This window comes from Streptomyces sp. XY431 (genome assembly GCF_001279805.1).
Classification (GTDB): domain Bacteria; phylum Actinomycetota; class Actinomycetes; order Streptomycetales; family Streptomycetaceae; genus Kitasatospora; species Kitasatospora purpeofusca.
Genome location: NZ_LGDO01000027.1, coordinates 1 through 20,042, shown reverse-complemented (window position 1 = coordinate 20,042; position 20,042 = coordinate 1). Strand labels below are relative to the sequence as shown.

Annotated in this window: 11 protein-coding genes and 1 pseudogene; 2 read left to right on the top strand and 10 right to left on the bottom strand. The window is 73.8% G+C overall.

Annotated elements, in window-relative coordinates; genetic code table 11:
- Positions 1 to 87 precede the first annotated feature (87 nt).
- Positions 88 to 981 (top strand): LysR family transcriptional regulator, encoded by an 894-nt coding sequence (locus ADK60_RS04910; RefSeq protein WP_053643533.1) that lies wholly within the window; start codon positions 88 to 90, stop codon positions 979 to 981.
- Between the two features lie 124 nt (positions 982 to 1,105).
- Here ADK60_RS04910 and ADK60_RS04905 read toward each other — a convergent pair whose 3' ends face one another.
- The 7 genes and pseudogenes from ADK60_RS04905 to ADK60_RS04875 form a co-directional block, all read right to left on the bottom strand.
- On the bottom strand, positions 1,106 to 4,132 hold the full coding sequence (locus tag ADK60_RS04905) for a hypothetical protein (protein WP_053643531.1): 3,027 nt from the start codon (positions 4,130 to 4,132) through the stop codon (positions 1,106 to 1,108).
- Entirely contained in the window at positions 4,132 to 6,087 is a 1,956-nt protein-coding gene (locus tag ADK60_RS04900; protein WP_079008057.1) for an HSP90 family protein, read from the bottom strand. Before ADK60_RS04900 ends, ADK60_RS04905 begins: the two co-directional genes overlap by 1 nt.
- A gap of 89 nt (positions 6,088 to 6,176) precedes the next feature.
- Positions 6,177 to 7,193: a hypothetical protein gene (locus ADK60_RS04895; protein WP_159394462.1), complete on the bottom strand. Its 1,017-nt coding sequence runs from the start codon at positions 7,191 to 7,193 to the stop codon at positions 6,177 to 6,179.
- A 243-nt stretch (positions 7,194 to 7,436) separates the two neighbouring features.
- Positions 7,437 to 8,318 carry a geranyl diphosphate 2-C-methyltransferase gene (locus tag ADK60_RS04890; protein WP_045943913.1) on the bottom strand — a complete coding sequence of 294 codons (882 nt, stop codon included), beginning with the start codon at positions 8,316 to 8,318 and terminating at the stop codon, positions 7,437 to 7,439.
- Positions 8,319 to 8,333: 15 nt separating this feature from the next.
- Positions 8,334 to 9,449: pseudogene (locus ADK60_RS04885) on the bottom strand (family 2 encapsulin nanocompartment cargo protein terpene cyclase); the annotation flags it as partial.
- A 405-nt stretch (positions 9,450 to 9,854) separates the two neighbouring features.
- Positions 9,855 to 10,571 (bottom strand): flavodoxin family protein, encoded by a 717-nt coding sequence (locus ADK60_RS04880; protein WP_053643529.1) that lies wholly within the window; start codon positions 10,569 to 10,571, stop codon positions 9,855 to 9,857.
- 97 nt (positions 10,572 to 10,668) lie between these two features.
- A complete protein-coding gene (locus ADK60_RS04875) occupies positions 10,669 to 11,478 on the bottom strand; it encodes a DUF5995 family protein (RefSeq protein WP_053643527.1) in 810 nt (269 codons plus the stop codon).
- A gap of 326 nt (positions 11,479 to 11,804) precedes the next feature.
- Here ADK60_RS04875 and ADK60_RS04870 point away from each other — a divergent pair, with 326 nt between their 5' ends.
- Positions 11,805 to 13,043, top strand: a complete 1,239-nt coding sequence (locus ADK60_RS04870; protein ID WP_053643525.1) for a serine hydrolase domain-containing protein — start codon at positions 11,805 to 11,807, stop codon at positions 13,041 to 13,043.
- A gap of 136 nt (positions 13,044 to 13,179) precedes the next feature.
- Here ADK60_RS04870 and ADK60_RS04865 read toward each other — a convergent pair whose 3' ends face one another.
- From ADK60_RS04865 to ADK60_RS04855, 3 genes are all read right to left on the bottom strand, one after another.
- The gene (locus ADK60_RS04865) at positions 13,180 to 16,239 is read right to left on the bottom strand and encodes an acyltransferase family protein (RefSeq protein ID WP_234370945.1); all 3,060 of its coding nucleotides are present in this window, start codon (positions 16,237 to 16,239) and stop codon (positions 13,180 to 13,182) included.
- 58 nt (positions 16,240 to 16,297) lie between these two features.
- Complete coding sequence (locus ADK60_RS04860) at positions 16,298 to 18,067, bottom strand: glycosyltransferase family 2 protein (RefSeq protein ID WP_079008055.1); 1,770 nt, start codon at positions 18,065 to 18,067, stop codon at positions 16,298 to 16,300.
- Between the two features lie 284 nt (positions 18,068 to 18,351).
- Positions 18,352 to 19,800 (bottom strand): glyceraldehyde-3-phosphate dehydrogenase, encoded by a 1,449-nt coding sequence (locus tag ADK60_RS04855; protein ID WP_053643523.1) that lies wholly within the window; start codon positions 19,798 to 19,800, stop codon positions 18,352 to 18,354.
- Positions 19,801 to 20,042: the final 242 nt, after the last annotated feature.

Sequence of the window (20,042 nt, the reverse complement as noted above, 5' to 3'; positions counted from 1 at the left end):
GCCCGCTCGTACTCGATGGACAGAGGGTCGCGGGTCGGCCGATCATGAGTCCAACAAGTGGCAGTGCGGTCGGAATGAGGAAGTCTCATGACCCAGGAGGTGAACCTCGCCCAGCTCAGGGCGCTGGTCGCGGTGGCCGACGCGGGCGGCTTCGGGTCGGCGGCGGCCGAGCTCGGCGTGAGCCAGTCGGCGGTCTCGCACGCCGTCGCCGCGCTGGAACGCGTGCTGGGCGCACCCGTGCTGCACCGGGGCGCACCCGCCCGGCCGACCCCGCTGGGCGAGCGGATCCTGCCGCACGCCCGGACGGCGGTCGCCTCCGCCGCGGCGGTCCGGTCGATCGCCGAGCACCGCGGCGGCGGGCTGACCGGCACCGTCCGGCTGGCCGCGCCGACCACCGTCTGCCAGGGGCTGCTGCCGGCCCTGCTGCGCGACTGGCGGGCCGAGCACCCCCGGCTGACGGTGCGGGTCTTCGAGGGCGAGGACGACGAGCTGGCCGTCTGGCTGGAGGCCGGCACGGTGGACGCGGCGGTCCTGGTGGACGCCGACCGGGTGCCGCCGGGGGCGGTCCCGCTCGGCGCCGACTCGATGCACGCGCTGCTGCGCCGCGACCACCCGCTCGCGGGCGAGGCCGGCGTCGACGTGGCGGACCTGGAGGACGACGACTTCCTGCTCTCGGAGGGCGGCTGCGAGCGGCACATCCGGGACGCCTACCGCCGGGCCGGCGTCCGCTTCGCGCCCCGGCACCGGATCCGCGACCTCAACACGCTGATCGGCATGGTGCACGCGGGGGTCGGCGTCTCGGTGATGCCGGCGCTGGCGCAGCCGATGCTGCCGCCGGACTGCGTCCTGGTGCCGATCCGGCCGGCCGCGCACCGCACCCTGACCCTCACCGGCCCGGCCGGGCGGCCGTGGTCCCCGGCGGTGACGGGCCTGCTGGCGGCGGTGCACCCCGGCCGGGACAGGTCCGCAGCACCGCGCTGAACAGTCGGCCGGAGCGACGGCGGGTGGGGCGGGCCGGTGCGGCCCGCCCCACCCGCCGTCGCTCCGACCCGCCGTCGCTCCGACCCGCCGTCGCTCCGACCCGCCGTCAGTCCGCGAGCCGCCGTCAGTCCGCGAGCCGCTCGCGCAGGTCCGCCAGGATCTCCGCGGCCTCCTCCAGCCCGTACCCGCGGCAGCGCTCGACGGCGGCGGCGAGCCGCTCCCGGGCCGCCGCCGTCCGGCCGAGGTCGGTGCCCTCGATCAGGGCGGCCAGCCGGACGGCCTCGGCGCGCGGGGTCTCGGCCCGCTCGCCGCCCGCCTCGTAGGCGGTGATCGCGAGGTCCGCCTCGGTCAGCGCCTCCTCGTAGCGGTCCGCCACCGCGTAGGCGCGGGCCCGCTCGTAGTGGACGGACGCCCGCAGGTACCAGGCGTCGGCCTCGGGCTCCGCCCGCTCGGCCCGCTCGCGCACGGCGTCCGCCTCGGCCAGCCGGGCCAGGGCCTGCTCCAGCCCGTCCGCCCCCTCCCGCTGCACGAGGAGCCGGGCGAACTGCCGCAGCATCGCGGAGACCGGACCGGTCTGCGGCCACTGCTCCTGTGCGGCGAGCGCCCGGGACCTGGCCGCGTGCGCGGCCTCCCAGCGGTCGGCGAGGGCGAGCGCGACGGCCGCCTCGGCGGCGACCATGGTGCGCAGGTGGAGGTCCTCGGTCCAGCCTTCCAGGAGGGTGGCCAGCCGCAGGTACTCCTCGGCGGCGTCCCGGTACTCGTCCAGGGTGTACAGGCCGCGTGCGAGGTCCAGCCTGGCCTGGGCGAACAGCCGGTCGTCCGGTCCGGCGGCGGCCGCGTCGGCCAGCACCGACTCCAGGACGGCCACCGCGTCGGCGGTCCGGTCGGCGGAGCTCAGCAGGTCGGCGAGCTGCAGCCTGGTCCTGGCCGCGTCCCCGGCGGCCGCCGGGCCCTTGCGGTCGAAGCGTCCGGCGGCCTCGGAGAGCGCCCGGATCGCGGCACCGGTGTCCCCGAGGTGGGCGCTGGCGTGCCCGGCCATCAGATAGGTGGCGGCGAACGGGTAGGACTCGTCGGCCCAGCGGGCGGCCGCGGCCAGGGCCCGGTGGAGCACCTCCACGGCCTCGGCCTGCTCGCCGTTCTGCAGCAGCGCCTGCCCCAGCAGGCCGTACGCGCGGGGCGTGTGCCAGGGCTGCCCGGCCTGCTCCAACTCGGCTATGACGGTGCGCAGTTCCTCGGCCGCCTCGGCGATCCGGCCCTGCCGGGCGGCGACGTCGGCGGCGTACTGGCGGGCCACCGTCAGCCGGCGCACGGAGCCCCGGGCGGCCGCGGCCTCGCGGTAGGCGGTGACGGTGCGGGCGAAGCGCCCGGCCTGCTCGGCGGGCGGCTCCTCGGGCGGCTCGGGCAGCGCCAGGACGAGTTCGTGGTGCGCGGCGTAGGCGCGGCACTGGAGGACGACCAGGTAGTCGTCGTCGGCGAGGGCGGGGCCGCCGGGGGCGGCGGCCAGCTCCTCGGCCCGGGCCAGTGCGGCGTCCAGGGCCGCCCAGTCGACGGCCCGTGCGGTCCCGGCAGCGTCGGCGCCCCCGGACTCGGAGCCGTCCCCGGAGCCGTCCCCGTCCCCGCCGTCCGAACCACCCTCCGAGCCGTCCCCGACGAGGACGGCGACCAGGGCCCGGGTCCGGGCCGCCAGGGCCCGCCCGGCCAGCCCCTCCCGCTCGAAGAGGTCGCCGGCGCCCCGCAGTTCGGCGGCGCCCTCCTTCCAGTCCTCCCGGTCGAGTGCCGCGTGCGCCCGCCGCTCGGCGAGTTCGGCGCGCAGCTGCCCGGCCGTACCCACCCGGTCGTCCGCATCGGCCGCACCCGTGACCGCGGCCTCGCCCTCGGCGGTGAACCGCTCGTCGATCCGCCGCCAGAGCCGGTCCGCGTCGGGGTGCCCGAGCAGTTGCAGCTCGCGGGCGCGGAGCAGCAGCGCGGCGAAGTCCTCCGGCTCCGGCTCGGCCTCCCGGACCGGCACCGCCGGCACCACCGGGACGGCGGCCAGTTCCGGCGCGGCCGAGGCCCGTACGCCCAGCGCCAGCGGCTCGGCGAGCAGCGGCCGGCGGGCGAGCCGGTCGCGGCGGCGGGAGCCCACCGCCCCGGTGCCGTTGCGGGCGTCGAAGCGGGCGGCCAGGGCGTCGGCCTCGGTGCGCAGATGGGCGAGCAGGGTGTCGACGGTCCAGCTCGCGCCGGGCGGGCCGCTGACGGTGAGCGCGCCGTGGCCGGCCCGGGCCAGGCCGGCGATCAGCACCTCGACGCCGGTGAGGAAGTCCAGCCGGCCGCTCGGGTCGCCGGTGACACCGAACAGGTCGCGGTTCTCGGCGAGGATCTCCAGCCCGCGCGGCTCGTTGCCGGACAGCGCGCAGAACTCGATGTGCTGGCCGACCGAGCGGACCAGTCCGCTCTTGCCGCGGGCGAAGCGGTAGCCGACCAGGTGGCTGGAGCGGGCCTCGTCCAGCCGGCCCTGGCGCAGCAGCGGGAGCAGCGCCTGGGCGTGGCTGACATGGGGCTCCTCTGCGCAGGTGCTCTCGCCGCTGAGCACCGGCCGCCAGGCTTCCAGCGCGGCCGCGTCGTCGCCCTGGCGCACCAGGTGGGAGGCCGCGGCGCGGACCTCGCAGGCGTGGCAGTCGCTCAGCTCGGTGCGCGGCCGGGCGGCCCACAGCTCGTAGGCGTCCTGGACGTCCTCGCCGATGTGGGCGGCGAGGTGGAAGCGCTGGGCGTAGTAGGGCTGGAGGCCGTGGCCGGCGGCGCGGTAGCGGTCGCGCATCTCGCCGTGCCAGCGGCGGACCGAGGCGAGCGGCACGTCGGGGGTGCCGAGCAGCGAGGTGGCGACCCACTTGAAGCGCCAGAACACCTGCTGCGTCGCCCACTCGCCGAAGCTGTCCGGGTCGGTGTCCCAGAGCCTGAGGACGCGGGCGAAGACGACCGGGGCCTTGCTCCGCTCGCCGTCGTACTCGTAGGCCTCCATGAGTTCGAGGAGGGCCATGGCGCGCAGCCCGGTGTCCTCGAACTGGTCGGCGGCGTCGACGAGTTCCTCGGCGGTGACGGTCCGATGCCGGCCGTAGGGGCGGGCGTCGTTGTCGCGCAGCGCGGCCATCACCGCGTCGATGGTGTCCAGCATCACGCCTCCTTCTGCGGGCCGTGCGGGTCCTGCCGGTCCTGCGAGCCCTGCGCGCCCCCGCCGGACCCGCCGGACCGGCCGGCGGCCTCGTGCCCGAGCATCGCGTGGTCCAGCAGGCTGATGAACGAGCGGTTGAGCAGGGCGCTCTCGCTGGAGGTGAGCGGTCGGCGGGTGAGCAGCACGGCCTGCCCGTAGAGCGTCTCGACGGCGGTGACGGCGAGTTCGCGGTCCACGATCGAGGCGGCCCGGCGCACCAGCGGGTTGAGGTGGTTGAGGACCAGCTGGGCCCGGGGCACCTCGGCCCGCAGCGAGCCGAGGATGTCGGCCCACAACCCGTCGGCCTCCTCGGCGAGTTGGGCGCGGCCGCGCTCGTGCCTGGCCTCCCGGTTGTCGAGCAGCAGGGCGGGCGCGCTGGTCGGGTGGAAGCTGCGCAGGGCGACGTCGCAGTCGAACCGGCCGACCACCTCGCGGGCCACGGCGAGGAAGGCCGAGGCGGCGAGTTCGGCGGCCGGGTCGACGGTGTCCAGGTGCGCGGTGACGGTGCTGGGGTCGAGGTCGGCGACGGAGGTGCCGGGCCGGATCTCGGGCAGCCGGTGCACGAGGTCGCGGTCGTAGGTGTAGCCGCCGTTGACGACGCCGAGCCCGGCGGCACCGGCGATCGGGGCGACCTGGCGGAACTCCTCGACGGTGCGGGTGACCAGGACGACCGGGTGGGTACGGGCGAACTCGTCCAGGGTGACATTGCCGTCGGTGGTCTCGAACGGCAGCCAGGGCAGCAGCATCCGCAGCAACTCGTCGTCGTAGCGGGCGAGTTCCTTGACGGCCAGATGGTGCACCGAGATGAACCGGTGCAGCAGCGCCGGGTCGCTGGCGGACAGGCCGGTGAGCCAGTCGCGGATCCGGGTACCGAGCGCGTCACGGACGGCGGCGAGCATCTCGTCGGCGTACAGGCCCTCGCGGGAGGCGGTGGGCCGCAGGCCGTCGGTGTCGACCACGCAGCGGACGAAGAACGCCCAGTCGGGCAGGAGTTCGTCGGCGTGGTCGGAGAGCAGCATGCCCTTGAGGTGGACCCGGTGGCCGGCCCGGCGGGACGGCGGGACGGCGTCGGGCAGCACGTAGGCGACACCGCGCAGGCCGACCAGCGGCAGGTCCAGCTCGATGGTGTCGAGCGGGGTGAAGTCGAAGGTCGAGCGGCAGTATGCGGCCAGCGCCTCGCGGCGGGCCAGCGGGGAGCCGTGCCGGTCGGCCCACGGCGGGGTGTGGTTGACCCGGGTGGTCTCGCCCCGGCCGTCGACCACGGTGACCTCGTGGCGCAGCAGGCTGCCGAAGTCGCGGGCGAGGGAGATCACCCGGTCGGTGCGGGTCCACTCGGCGGCGTCGGCGCGCGGGGCGAGCCGGACGGTGGTGCCCGGCTCGGGCTTGGCCTCGGCCGGCAGGGTGCGGATGGTGTAGCGGCCGTCCGAGCCGCCGCGCCACTCGATGACGGGGGCGTCGGGGGTGGCGGCGGAGCGGGTGACGACGGTGATCTCGTCGGCGACGACGAAGCAGGCCAGCAGGCCGATGCCGAACTGACCGATGAAGTCGCCCCGGGCGCGGGCGAGTCCGTCACCGTCGAGGCGGCCGTCGGCGTCGCGCTTGGAGCTGCGGCCGATGGTGGCGAGGAAGGTGTGGACGTCCTGCTCGGTCAGGCCGATGCCGGTGTCCGTGACGGTCAGCCCGTGGTCGGTGCGGACGGTGATCGCGGCGGGCGCCGACGGGTCGAGGGCCTGCCGGGCGGAGATGGCGTCGACCGCGTTCTGCAGGAGTTCGCGCAGGTAGACGCGGGGGCTGGAGTAGAGGTGGTGGGAGAGCAGGTCGACCAGGCCGCGCAGGTCGACCTGGAAGGTGTGCGCGCTCGTCGGGTTCTCGGATGGGGACACCGGTGGCTCTTTCGATCGCAAGGGCGGTTCGGGCATGGGGAGGGGCGGCACGACGGCTCCCGGCGGCGGCAGCCGCGGCCGGGGGTCGCGGGGCCGGGCGTCGCGGGACCGGGAGACCCGGGCCCCTAGGGTGCGCAGCGGTCGCGGTGGGTGCGGAAGTTCTCGGCCTCGTCGCCGCCCAGGTAGTACCAGGGCCAGTCGGTGACGACGTCGTCGAGGGTGGCGAACACCGCGTGGGCGAGCTCGCGCTCGTCGGCGAGCGAGAGGACCATCGCGAAGACGTTGTGGGTGGCCCGCCAGTCGCGCCGGCGCCGGTAGGCGGGGTGCAGCACGGAGCGCAGCGTCGCCTCGCGCAGCGCGGCGCGGACGGTCGGGCCGGTCAGATAGGCGTGGTCCTCGCCGCCGGGCAGGTCGAGCCAGTGCTCCAGGTGCGCGAGGGCGACGATCTCGCCGAGCGGACTGCCCTCGGGGGCGTCGAGCATCGCCCGGCGGGCGAAGGCGTGCATCTCCTCGTGCGAGCCGCCCCACTTGGCGCAGAGCTGCTGCAGCCGCTGCTGGTGGGAGGCGAGGTGCTCGGGGTCGCGGCGCAGCGCGGCGTCGAAGCGCGCGGTGGCGATGCCGCGGCCGAGCGAGGCGCCGCGGGCGCCGATCTGCAGGAAGAACCAGGGGGCGAGCCAGGACGGTTCGCGCTCGGCCACCTCCAGCAGCTGCTCCTCGGCGGTGCCGAGCCGCTCGCGGAAGAGCTGCCACTGCTCCTCGGTGACCTGCTGGGCGCGCTGGCCGGTGCGGGCCTCCCAGGCCCAGGCGATCTGCCGGGCGCCGGAGAACAGCAGCAGCAGGGTGTCCTCGGGGCGCTCGGCGACGGTGCCGGCCAGCCAGCGCTCGGTGCCCTCGACGGAGCCGAGCCGGTGGAGCAGCCAGGTCAGCTCGGCGGCGTCGTCGATCTCGGTGAGGACGGAGCCGAGCGCGTTCCAGTCGCCGGCCTCGGCGAGGGCGCGCAGCCGGCGCAGCTCCTCGTCGCCGTGCGAGAGGTCGAGCACCGGGGTGAGGCCGCGCGGCGCCTTCCGCCCGAGGCCGCGGCTCCGACGGCCGGCCGGACCCGCCGGGGCGTCATCGGCGGATCGGCGTCGGAAAAAGGACATGGTGCGGCCCCCCTGAGACCTCGTCGACCGGGACGGTCAGCGGTTTCGTTCGTATGGCCTCGCAGTGGCCACTCGGATGCACTGCATATCACGCGCCTCCGACATCCCGTCGACCAGCCCTGTGCCCGGACGCCACCCGGTCCTCCCCCGGCCGCGCCCGCACACCCGACCCGCCCCCAACGCACGGGACCCGGCCCGCCGCCGTGCGGCCGGGCCGGGTCCTCGCCGTGCGGCGACGCGGGATCAGACCCGGTCGGCGGCGATCAGCAGGTACTGGAAGGAGCCGTCCTTGTAGGAGTTGATGAACGCCTCCTCGATGCCGGTCACCAGCGACGGCACGGTGGCGCGCAGCTCCCAGTACGGGAGGGTGGCCGCGGTGAGGTCGATGACCGCGTTCGGCACCAGGCGGTTGTCGGCCATCGCCTTGAAGTACTCGCGGCGGGAGTGGATATTGCACTCGAAGTGGGCGTTGATCTGGGAGACCCACTTCGAGGGCTGGCCGTAGGTCGGGTTCCAGCAGCCGGTGATGGTGACGTAGCGGCCGCCGACCGACAGGATCCGGGAGTGCTCGCCGAGCAGGTCCTCCAGGTCGACGTACATGCTGGACTCGTTGTTCCAGGACGCCCGGACGCTGCCGGTGTCGAACGGCATGTCCAGCATGTTGCGGACCTGGGCGCGCACCGAGCCGTCGATGCCGAGCTCCTTGGCCCGCCGGTTGCCGAACTCGGCCTGCTTGGCGGACAGGGTGACACCCTCCACCTTGCAGCCGAAGCGCTGGTGGGCCATCACCATCGAGCCGCCGCGGCCGCACCCCGCGTCGACCAGGGTGTGCTCGGGGCCGATGTCACCGAGGTTGTCCAGCAGCACGTCGGTCTGTGCGGACTCCAGTCGGTGCAGCTCGGCGACCAGCTTCTTCTCGCGCTCGCTGTCGTCCGGCGCGCCCAGCGCGGCCTGGTCGACCGCGCCGATGCCGTAGTGGTGGTGGTAGAGGCCGTCGACATCGCCGAGGCGGAGGTTCACCGGCCGGGCCTCGTGGTCCCAGTAGCGGGCGATGTCGCCCTGGTACGGGGTGGCCGGCCCGGGGACGGCGGTGCGGTTCACGGGGGTGGTGTCGGTGACGGACACGGTTCAGCTCCTTGGTTACCAGAAGTCGGGCAGGCTGTAACGGAAAGTGTTGGTCTGATGCCAGTTGTGGTTGCCGTCGACCCACGCGGCGACGCCGCGCAGGAAGCGCACCACCACCGGGACGGGGCAGGTGGCGGCGAGTGCGGCCGCCTCCGCCTCGAAGGCGTGCATGAGCTCGTTGTGCACCTCGACGGCCTTGAGGTAGCCGTCGCGGTCGCTGACCCCCTCGCGCTCGGAGATCACCACCGGCAGGTTCAGGTGGGTGCCCGGGCTGGACAGCTCCTTGGTGTACGAGTACAGGTCGTTGACGATGGTGGTGGCGTTCGAGGCGAGCGCGATGACCCGCTGCATGGCGGGGCGGGCGTGCAGGTCGGCGGGCAGCTCGTAGCCGCCGACGGTGTCCGTGATGGTCGGGCAGGGGCGGAAGTTGTTGAACTGACGCATCGCCAGGTACTCCCACACCTCCGGCACATGGTCCTCCTGGGCCCAGGCGCCCTCGGCGAGGTAGCCGAGGTGCAGCCGCGCCATGTCGTGCCGGAACCGGTCCGACTGGGCGGCGGTGGCGCTGCGGTCGAAGTGGTCCATCGCCGAGCGGTAGGCGCGCCGGGGCGCGTCCGCCGCCAGGGACTCCGCCCAGGCGCCCTGGTACTCGGCGGTGGTGTGCACCGGGTCGAGCGCGGTGTGGGCGAGCAGCAGCCGACTGCCGAGGCCGACCGGCGAACCGCCGTGGTCCTCGCAGTAGTAGTCGTCGACGGCGTTCTCGGCGACCATCAGCCGGGTGGCGATCATGACGTGGTCGACGCTGGGCGCGTCGGGGTGGCAGCCGACCATGTAGCGGCTGACCGAGAAGCCGTCGAACTCCTCCGCGTAGTCCGGCGGGTAGAGCTGCACCTCCTCCTCGGCCCACAGCTTGATCCGCCGGCTCACCTCCGCGACCCGCTCCGCGTCCGGCTCGCCCACCGGGTGGAAGTACAGTCCCGGGATCGGGTCCCCGCTCGCCGGCTTGCCCCGCGCCGCGCCGTCCGCGCCGTCCGTGTCGGCCACCGTGTCCGCCCTGGACGGAAGTTGACGTGGCGTCAAACTCAGTCCCGAGGTGCCGAGTCCGCTCGGTCCGCGGAGGATCTGCTCCAGCGCCGTCCCGCTCATGACCGCACCGCCGCCCTGCGGCCGGAGTGCGGATGCTGCGACGTCTGCGGTGTCTCGCTGCTCGTGGCCACGGGCATGGGAGAACCTTCCTCTGTGAAGGGGGGACACGTCATGACGGGCCGTCGCCTCGTCCAGAAGAGGGGATCTCCCCATGCGGCGGGGCCCCGTCTCGCTTGCTGCCCAACCGTAGGCGGGGCGGAACGATCTGAGCCGCTTCGCATGATCCTGTGCACTCGAAAGGGTGAACGTTCACGTGTGATGCGTTTGAAACAGCGCATCCGATGATCGGTTCGGGCCGGCGCCCACGGCAGAGCGGCCCCGCCGGGTGGCGGGGCCGCTGGTGAAGGGTGGTGCGTAGCCGGAGGACAGCCTCGGCGGTGGCGGACCGCCTCAGCGGTGCTCGGGGTTCTCGAAGTCGAAGCGGCAGCCCGCGTCCCACTCGGAACGCTGGTTGCCGTGGACCGGGATCCCGCCCGCGTCCTTGATCATCCGCGCGAGGTGCAGCAGGTTCCAGGTCATGAAGGTGGCGTTGCGGTTGGTGAAGTCGTTCTCCGGCCCGCCCGAACCCGCGTCCAGGTACGACGGCCCCGGCCCGGCCTCCCCCACCCACCCCGCGTCGGCCTGCGGCGGGACCACGTACCCCAGGTGCTGGAGGCTGTACAGCACGTTCATCGCGCAGTGCTTCGCGCCGTCCTCGTTCCCGGTGATCAGGCAGCCGCCGACCCGGCCGTAGTACGCGTACTGGCCGTGCTCGTTGAGGATCGACGAGCAGGAGTACAGCCGCTCGATCACCTGCTTCATCACCGAGGAGTTGTCGCCCAGCCAGACCGGCCCGGCCAGCACCAGGATGTCGGCGGCCATCACCCGGCTGTAGAGCACCGGCCAGTCGTCGGTCTCCCAGCCGTGCTCGGTCATGTCCGGCCAGACCCCGGTGGCGAGGTCGTGGTCGACCGCGCGGACCACGTCCACCCGCACGCCCTGGCGCTCCAGGATCCCGGTGCTGACGTCGATCAGCCCCTGGGTGTGGCTGCGCTCGGGCGAGCGCTTGAGGGTGCAGTTGATCACCATGGCGGTCAGATCGGTGTAGCGGGCGGGCGAGGAGGACATCGGCGGCCTTTCCAGGTCCTACGACGGTTCGGGTCACCCATCACTCCACCCCGGGCCCGCACCGCCCGCCCGCCGGGATCCGCCGACCGGACCCCCCTCACTCCTCCCCGACCGGACCCGGAGCCGACTCCGCAGCCGAGTCCGCAGCCGACTCCGGGGCCGATTCCGGCACGGACTCGGGCACGGACTCGGGCACCGGCTCCGGTGCCGCCACCGGGATCGGGGTGACCAGCATCCGCCCGGCCAGCGCGGTGCCCGCCGTGACGGCGGCGAGGGTGGCGTCGAACAGCGGCCGGATGTTGCGCTGCTGCCAGAGCGACAGGGTGGCGGCCCAGGCGGCCTCCCTGGCCCGGGCGGTCGAGAACGCCCCCACCAGGTGGCGCAGCGGCTCGGCCGCCCCGGCGGCGGCCCCGGCGATCCGCTGCTCGAACCCGGCCCGCTCCTCGGCCTCGGCCCGCACCAGCAGCTCGCCGACCAGGACGTAGTCCTCGTGCACCGGCGGGGTGTCGGGCGTGGTCCGGCGCTCGATGCAGGTCTCGACGACGGCGAGCGGCAGGTCGTGGCAGAGGTGGGCGTTGGTCCCGGCGAAGGCGAACTGCACCGGCCACACCCTCCGGTCGTCCCGCGCGTCGACCAGCGGCTGCCAGGCGTCGCCGACCGCCCGGCCCGCCCCGACGGCGTCCAGCACGTCGAAGTACTGGTTGGCGAGCAGGACCCCGAGCCGCTCGACGAACGCCGGGTCCCGGACCTCGCCGGCCGCGATCCGCCGCTCCACCAGCGCGGCCACCCGCAGGTGCATCCGGTTGAAGCAGGCGATCCCGTCCCCGGGGTCCAGCCGCGCCCCGATCTCCCGCATCCGCTCGACGACCTCGTCGACGCTCTGCGCCCTGGTGGGTGCGTGGGTCATGAGGACGGTCCCTTCCATTGGCGGTCCCCGACGGGCACGGCGCTCGCCCGGGCTGCCACCTATACCCACCCCGCCCCGGCCCGCCGCCCGACCCGGGGGACACACCGCCGCCGGTCACCCGTTCCGGCGAGCCCGACCGGCCCGCGGGCCCCGCGCCGCCGCCGGACCAGGGCCTCCGGCTCGCGCCGCCGCTCCTCCCCGGGGAGGGGGACGGTTGGCTCCGTGGGGGGAGGCGACGGGTACCTCGGGCGGACGTTCCGCGGGCGCGCGGCGAGCAGGCTGGAAGCAGCCGGAAGCGCTCCGGCCACCATCGGGAGGGGACCGGAATGACCACCACCACGCCGCACCGCAGCACCCCGCACCACCGCACCGCGCACCACGGCACGGCGCGCCGGTTCGCCCGCCGCGCGGCCGTCGCCGTCCTGGCCGGCGCGGGGCTGCTGGCGACGCTCGCGCCGAGCGCCTCGGCCGCCGCGCCGGCCGCACCGGTGGCTCCGGCCGCCGACCGGGCGGCCCTGGACGCGGCGCTGCGGGCCGTGGTCGGGGAGGGCGGCTCCTCGGCGGTGCTGGCGGAGGTCCGGAAGGACGGCCGCACGACCTGGCGGGGAGCGGCGGGGGTCGCGGACCTGGCGACCGGCGCACCGGTGCCGGAGGACGCCCGGTTCCGGATCGGCAGCGTCACCAAGACCTTCGCCGCCACCGTGGTGCTCCAACTCGTCGGCGAACGCCGGATCGGACTGGACGACCCGGTCGAACGCCACCTGCCCGGGCTCGTCCCGAACGGCGCCGCGATCACCGTGCGCCAGCTCCTGAACCACACCAGCGGGATCTACAGCTTCACCGACGACCCGAGGTTCGCCACCGAGGGCGAGGAGGCGCTGGACCGGTGGCTGACGGTCGGCCGCTGGACCACCTACCGGCCGGTGGAGGTGGTGCGGATCGCCACCGCCCAACCCCCGTACAGCGCCCCCGGCGCGGCCTGGCACTACTCCAACACCAACTACGTGCTGCTCGGGATGATCATCGAACACGTCACCGGCCGCGGCTGGGACGAGGAGATCGAGCGCCGGATCGTCCGGCCGCTGGGCCTGCGCGGCACCTCGATGCCCGGTACCTCACCGGTCGTCCCCGGACCGCACGCCCACGGCTACGTCGAGCGCCCGTCCGGCGGCCCGGCCGATGTCACGCTGCAGAACCCGTCGGCGTACGGCGCGGCCGGGGCCGGCATCTCGACCACCCGGGACCTCGCCCGTTTCAACGCGGCGCTGCTCGACGGCCGGCTGCTGCGACCGGCGGAGCTCGCCGCGATGAAGCAGCAGGTCGCCACCGGAGGGGACAACACCTACGGCCTCGGGCTGAGCCGCTACCCCACCGCCTGCGGCGAGTTCTGGGGCCTCACCGGCGGCATCGCCGGCTACGGCACGCTGGTGATGGGCGACGCCGCGGGGCGGCGGCAGGTCGTCGTCTCGATCAACCCGTACCACGTCACCGAGGCCACCGGCCGTACCTTCCAGGCCCTGGTCGACACCGCGGCCTGCGGCAGCGGCGGGCCGACGGCGGGCTGACGGCGCACGGGTCGACGGCACGGACCGAAGGAACGGCCCCGGGCCGGGGAGCCCACTGCTCCCCGGCCCGGGGCCGCTTCCGTTTCCGTCTCCGCCTCCGCCGCTCCGGTGTCCGTCGGCGAGGGGCGGGGCCGGGCTACCGCTTCGAGGCCACCGACACGTAGTCCACCCGCATCGGGTGCCCCGGTTCGGTGGCCGGGGTGACGGAGCCGCCGAAGGCGGCCGGGAGGTTGCCGCCGACGGCGACGTTGAGGATGAGGAACAATCCCCGGCCGACGGCCCGGTCCCAGGTCGCGCGGTCCATCTGCGCGGCCGTGACCCGGTGGTGCTCCCGGCCGTCGAGGTACCAGCGGACCTCCTCGGCACCCGGCTTCAGGTCGACCTCGACCGCGTAGCGGTGGAAGCCGGTGCGGCACTCGGCGCCGCAGGGCTGGTCTCCCGAGCCGAGGCCGCGCGGCTCCTGGCACGGGCCGCCGTCCAGCACGCCGCAGTGCATCGTGCCGAAGACCGCGTCCCGGCCGTTGACCTGCTCCATGATGTCCAGCTCGCCGATGGCCGGCCAGCCGGTGTACCCGTTGCGCAGCTCGCCGCCGAGGGTCCAGAAGGCGGGCCAGTAGCCGGCGGCGGCCGGACCGGTGACGTCGGGCAGTGCGATCCCGGCCTCGATCCGCAGCACACCGCCGGGCGGCGGGGCCAGGTCGGCGCGGCGGGACTCGATCCGGCCGGAGGACCAGCGGCCGTCCGCGGTCCGGGTGGGCACGATCTCCAGCGCGCCCCGGCCGTCGAGCCGGACGTTGTCGGTCGAGTCGGTCATGGTCTCGACCTCGCCGGTCCCCCACTGCGTGGCCGGGCAGCCCGGGTAGCAGGTGCCGAGGTCGTACTGCCAGTTCGCGGCGGACGGGCGGCTGCCCGCCGGGCCGTCGAAGTCGTCGCGCAGCAGCTGGGTCCAGCCGGACGCGTCAGGTGCCGGGGCGGCGGCACCGGCGCCGGCGCCGACACGCGGCGGCAGGGCGCCCGCGTCCGTCAGCACCCGCTCCAGGCGCGGGGTCAGCACGACGGCGGCGACGTTGGTCAGGTGCGTGTCGTCGCGGTAGAGCAGGATGCGTTCCAGCACGGCCGGGCAACTCCGGCCGTTGCCCGGGCAGATGACGTCGTTGACCGACACCGCGCGCACGCCCGGGATCCGCCCGGCCGCGATCTCGTCCGCGAGCGGGTCCGCCCAGAGTGCCTTGTCGCGCGGGAACTCGCAGGCCGCCGGGTCGTCGGTGTGGCCGGAGACGCAGGCCGGCACGTCCGTCCCGGGAATCGGGGTGTCGCGCAAGTAGACGATCGGGACGCCGAGTTCACGCAGCGGGGCGAGCGTCTTCGCCCAGCCCTGGAGCACCGACTCGCGGTCGTCGGTGTACCGGTTGAGGGTGGAGACCACGATCAGCCGCGGCTTGGGCCCCTCGGCCAGCCGGGTCAGGGCGTTCGCCCGCCAGGTGTCGCACTCGCGGTAGGTCCGGCCCAACTGCGGGTTCACCACCGAGAGTTCCGGCAGCGGACAGCCCTGCTTGACCAACTCCTCCAGTTCCCACCGCCGTTCGGCGGCGAGGGCGAGCAGGGAGGAGAACCACTGGCCGGCGTGCGAGTCGCCGAGCAGCACGATCCGGTCCGGGCTGCCGACCACGCCGAAGCGGCAGTCGGGGCTGGTGGTGGCCGCCGGGTCGACCTCGCACTCACCGTCCGGCGGGAAGTCCTTGCGGGCCTGGACGGCGTCCGGCACCACCGCCGGACCGCTCTTGAGCGGGGCCGCGGTGCGCACCAGCAGCGAGGTGCCGTCCGGCGAACCGGGCGGCAGACCCTGGAGGTCGACCGGCGCCGCCGGGCCGAGCAGCCGGAGCGTCCCGGTGCCGACGACCAGCGCCAGCACCACCGGGATGACCACCGAGGCGAGCCCCAGGGACAGCCCCCGGCGCGGGAGTTCGGAGACGGTGCGGCTGTGCCGCAGCGGCTGCTCGACCCACCGCATGACGGCTGCGGCGGGCAGGGCCGCGGCGGCGGTCAGCGCCACCTTCACCGGCCAGTCCAGCGGGCCGAACTTCGCGCCCACGAGGACCAGCACCGGCCAGTGCCAGAGGTAGAGGTTGTAGGAGAGCCGGCCGATCGCACGCGGGACCCGCAGGCCGAGGACGCGGTCCACGCCGTAGCCGGACGCCGCGTCCCCCTCCCGCCCCGGCGTGCCGGCCAGGATGACGGCCGCCGTGCCCAGGGTCGGCACCAGCGCGGCCCAGCCCGGGTACGGGGTGCCGCTGTCGTACGCCAGCACGCACCACACCACGGCCGCCGCACCGCCCCAGCCCACCGCCGCCCGCAGCGGGCGCGGACCGCGCAGCAGGTGCCAGGGCAGCAGGGCCAGCAGCGCGCCGACCCCGAACTGCCAGACCCTGGAGGGCGTTCCGAGGTAGGCGAGCGAGACGGAGTCGTGCGTCCAGCGCAGCGAGAGCGCGAAGGAGCCGACGGTCAGCACGGCGGCGAGCGCCGCCGCGACCGGCCGCACCGCCCGCCCGCGCCCGTCCGCCCGGCCGCGCCGCACCACCCGCAGCACCAGGTAGGCGGTGAGGGCCAGCAGCGGGCCCCACACCAGGTAGAACTGCTCCTCCACGGCCAGCGACCAGAAGTGCAGCAGCGGACTCTCGTCCCGCCCGGCGGCCAGGTAGTCGGTCTGCTGGGCGACGAAGCGCCAGTTGCCGACCGAGAACGCCGCCGCGAGCACGTCGTACTCCAGGTCGGCCCGGCGCAGCGGCACCGTCAGCCAGGCGCCGAACAGGGCGACCGCGCCGAGCACGATCGCGGCCGAGGGCAGCAACCGGCGGGCCCGGCGGGAGAAGAACTCGCCGAGCCGGATCCGGCCGGTGGTGGTGGCCTCGCGCAGCAGCAGGCCGGTGATCAGGTAGCCGGAGACGACGAGGAAGACGTCGACCCCGACGAAGCCGCCGGCCAGCCCGGGGACGGCGGCGTGGAAGGAGAGGACCGCGAGCACGGCGAGCGCGCGCAGGCCCTCGATGTCGGGACGGAAGCCGGCCGCACGGTGCGCCCGGCCCGGGGCATCGGAACCCCGGGAGAGGGCGCGGCCGAAGCGGCCGCCGCGACCGGCGTCACCGGCGGCGGTGCGCTGGCCGGGGATGGTGAAGGCGTCCGGCGCGAGCTCGGTCACCACGGACGGTAGGGACGAGGACGACTTGGGAGGTGACGACATGGACGAAGGCGACCTTTCAACCCAGCCAGGGCAGCATCGGACGGACCCAGCCGGACGCGAGCAGCGCGGTGAGCACGAGCGTGGCGGTGGCGGCCAGCCCCTCCGGCCAGCGGCGGGGCAACATGCCGGACCGGGGCGCCTTCGACCCGGTGGTGACGTCTTCGCGGTGGGCGGTGCCGCGCACCTCGCGGACGAGGTCGCGGATCAGCGGCAGGCCGATCTGCGCCTGCACCGCGAGGTAGAGCCCGAGACCCCAGTTCGGGGCCCATCCGTACTGAACGACGGCCAGACCGAGGCCGACGGCCGCGGCGGCGAGCGAGCCGCACAGCCAGACCAGCGAGACCAGCACGACCTTGCGCGCCATCCCGCCGGAGCGGGACTTGCTCCGCGCCGCGGGCGCGGAGGACCCCGCGGCGTCCGCCCCGGCGGCACCGGTCGGCACCCAGGCCGCGCTGCGCCCGCGCAGGGTGTGCCAGAAGGCGACCCCGGCGGCGACGCCCATCAGGACGTTGGAGCGGATCACCTCGATCCGCCAGCGGGTGCGGCTGACCCGGGGCATCAGCACGTGCCAGAGCCAGAGCGGCGCGAGCATCGGCAGCATGTGCCAGGGCCGGATCTGCTCCGGGTACCAGAACATCATCACCAGCGGCGGCAGTGGCGCGACGAAGATGTTCACGGCGGCGGCGAGGTAGCCGACGATGCCCTCGTAGAAGCACAGGCGCATCCGCCAGGGCGCGCCGATCCGCTTGAGCTCGGGCGAGCCGAGCAGGTGCAGATTGCCCATCGCCCAGCGGTACTGCTGGTTGACGTACGAGGAGAGGTTGTCGGGCGAGGTGCCCTTGGCGACCAGCACCGGGACGTACAGCGTCCGGTAGCCCTTGGCGTACAGGCCGAGCCCGGTGAAGAGGTCCTCGCTGTGGTCGAGCCGGGCGAACCCGCCGGCCCGGTCGATCGCGACCCGCCGGTAGACGGCGTTGCTGCCGCAGCAGATGGCGGCGTCACTCGCGTCCCGGGAGGGCTGGATCCAGCGGAAGAACCACTCCTGCGCGGCACCGGCGGCGCGCTCGATCCAGCTCATCGTCTCGTCGGTGTCGAAGCACTGCGGGCTCTGGACGATGCCGATCCGCGGGTCCGCGAAGTACGGGACGAGGTGGCGCAGGAAGTCGGGCCGGGGCGCGAAGTCCGCGTCGAGGATGGCGATGAGCTCGCCGGTGCTGAGCGTGAGCGCGTGGTTGAGGTTGCCGGCCTTCTTGAGGTGCCCCCGGTCGGGCCGCACCACGTACCGGTACCCGTGCGCGGCCGCCAGGTCGGCGACCTCGGACCGGTCGGCGTCGTCGAGCACCCAGACGGTCAGCGCACCGGGCCAGTCGACCTCGGCCACCGCCCGGTAGGCGTTCTCCAGGATGTCCAGCGGCTCACCGCAGGTCGGCAGGTAGAGGTCGACGGTCGGCAGTTCCTCCGGCGCCCACGCGTGCACCAGCACCTCGTGGGACTGCCGGGTGAGCCGCCGCTGCCGCAGGCTGTTGACCGAGGACAGCGCCAACGCGACGACATTGAGTCCCAGCACGGCGAGGAACACCCAGAGCGCGGGCGTCCGCAGCGCGAACGTGAACATCGTCCCGGCGGTGAAGACGAACGCCGCCGAACTGGCGACCAGCACCCACCGCCGCTGCGGCCCGAAGTACCAGTAGAGCTCCTGGTCGTCCGGCGGTTGCGGCAGATGCGTCGGAGGAGAGGAGGAAGAGGATGAAGTAGATGAAATGGACGTGATTTCTCGGACAGTCATATGGCCCCCACAGCCGTGTTTCTGACAGCTCCACAGCCACAGTACCAGCATTGGTATAGACCATTGGGCCACGCTCCGAGGGCCGGAAGTCATCTCCGGGCCACCTCACCCCTTTCCGTGAAGCAGCAGGTCACGCGGGCGTTAACACTCCTCCAACATCCGCACCACCCGAACCTCCGGACACCCGGAAACGCCAGTGGGGCGGCAACCGGATCACCGGTTGCCGCCCCACTGTTCATGTCCGGGCCCCTACGAGGGGTCCCGCCGAAGCCGATCCGCCCGGATCAGACCGCCGGGACGGGGTAGGTCGGGTACTCGACGCCCGAGACGTGCTGGACGACCCGGATGACCTGGCAGGAGTAGCCGAACTCGTTGTCGTACCACAGGTAGAGGATCGCGTTGTCGCCCTCGACCTTGGTGGCGCCCGCGTCGACGATCGACGCGTGGCGCGAGCCGATGAAGTCGTTCGACACCGCGTCGGGGGCGGTGGTGAAGTCGATCTGGCGCTTCAGCGAGGAGGTCAGCGAGACGTTGCGGAGGTAGTCCAGGACCTCTTCGCGGTTGGTCTCGCGGGACAGCTGGAGGTTCAGGATGGCGATCGAGACGTCCGGCACCGGGACGCGGATCGAGCTGCCGGTGATCTTCGCCTTGAGGTCCGGCAGCGCCTTGGCGACGGCCGAGGCGGCACCGGTCTCGGTGATCACCATGTTCAGCGGTGCCGAGCGGCCACGACGGTCGGCCTTGTGGTAGTTGTCCAGCAGGTTCTGGTCATTGGTGAACGAGTGGACGGTCTCCACGTGGCCGCGCAGCACGCCGTACTCGTCGTCCATCGCCTTCAGCGGCGGAACGATCGCGTTGGTGGTGCAGGAGGCGCAGGAGAGGATCTGCTCGTCCGGCTTGATGGTGTCGTGGTTGACGCCGTGCACGATGTTGGGCACGTCGCCCTTGCCGGGGGCCGTCAGGACGACCTTCTCGATGCCCGGGCGGAGGTGGTTCGACAGGCCCTCGCGGTCCCGCCACTTGCCCGTGTTGTCGATCAGGATGGCGTCCCGGATCCCGTAGACCGTGTAGTCGATCTCGGACGGGTCGTTGGCGTAGATCACCTTGATCGCGGTGCCGTTGGCGACGATCGTGCTGTTCGCCTCGTCGACCGTGATCGTGCCCTGGAACTGCCCGTGGATGGAGTCACGGCGAAGCAGCGAGGCGCGCTTCACGAGGTCCTGGTCACCGCCGCCACGGACGACGATGGCCCGCAGCCGGAGGCCGTTGCCGGAGCCGGCCTTCTCGATCAGCAGACGGGCGACCAGGCGGCCGATCCGGCCGAAGCCGTACAGCACGACGTCACGGCCCGACTCGCGGCGCTCGAACTTGTTGGCACCGGTGGCGCCGACGACGGCCTCCGCGGTGAACTGCTCCACCGAGAGACCGCGGCTGTCGGCACGGTAGGTGGCGGCAAGCATGCCGAGGTCGATCTGGGAGGGGCCGAGATCCAGCGTGGTCAGCGCCTGGAGGAAGGGCAGCGTCTCGGTGACCGAGAGCTCCTCACCGGCTATCTGGCGGGCGAACCGGTGGGTCTTCAGGATGCTGACCACCGACTTGTTCACCAGGGAGCGGCTGTACAGCAGGACAGTGACGTCCCGCTCCCGGTGCAGTCGGCCGATGATCGGGATCATCGACTCCGCGATCTCCTCGCGGTTCTTCCAGTCCGTGAACACGTCGTCGTTGACAGTCACAAGTCCATCTTTCGAGCTAGGAGGGTGTTCACATGCTAACTGCGACCCACCCCACCAGCCGAAACGGGTCCCCCCTGGCCCGCATGACAAGAATCACAGGGGTCGCCGCCGGCAACGCCCTGGCCGGCATCGCCGAATTCTCCGCAGCAATTCACGCACAACGCAAAGAACCCCCGCCGGTTTCCCGACGGGGGTTCTTCACAATGATTGTTCGGCGGCGTCCTACTCTCCCACAGGGTCCC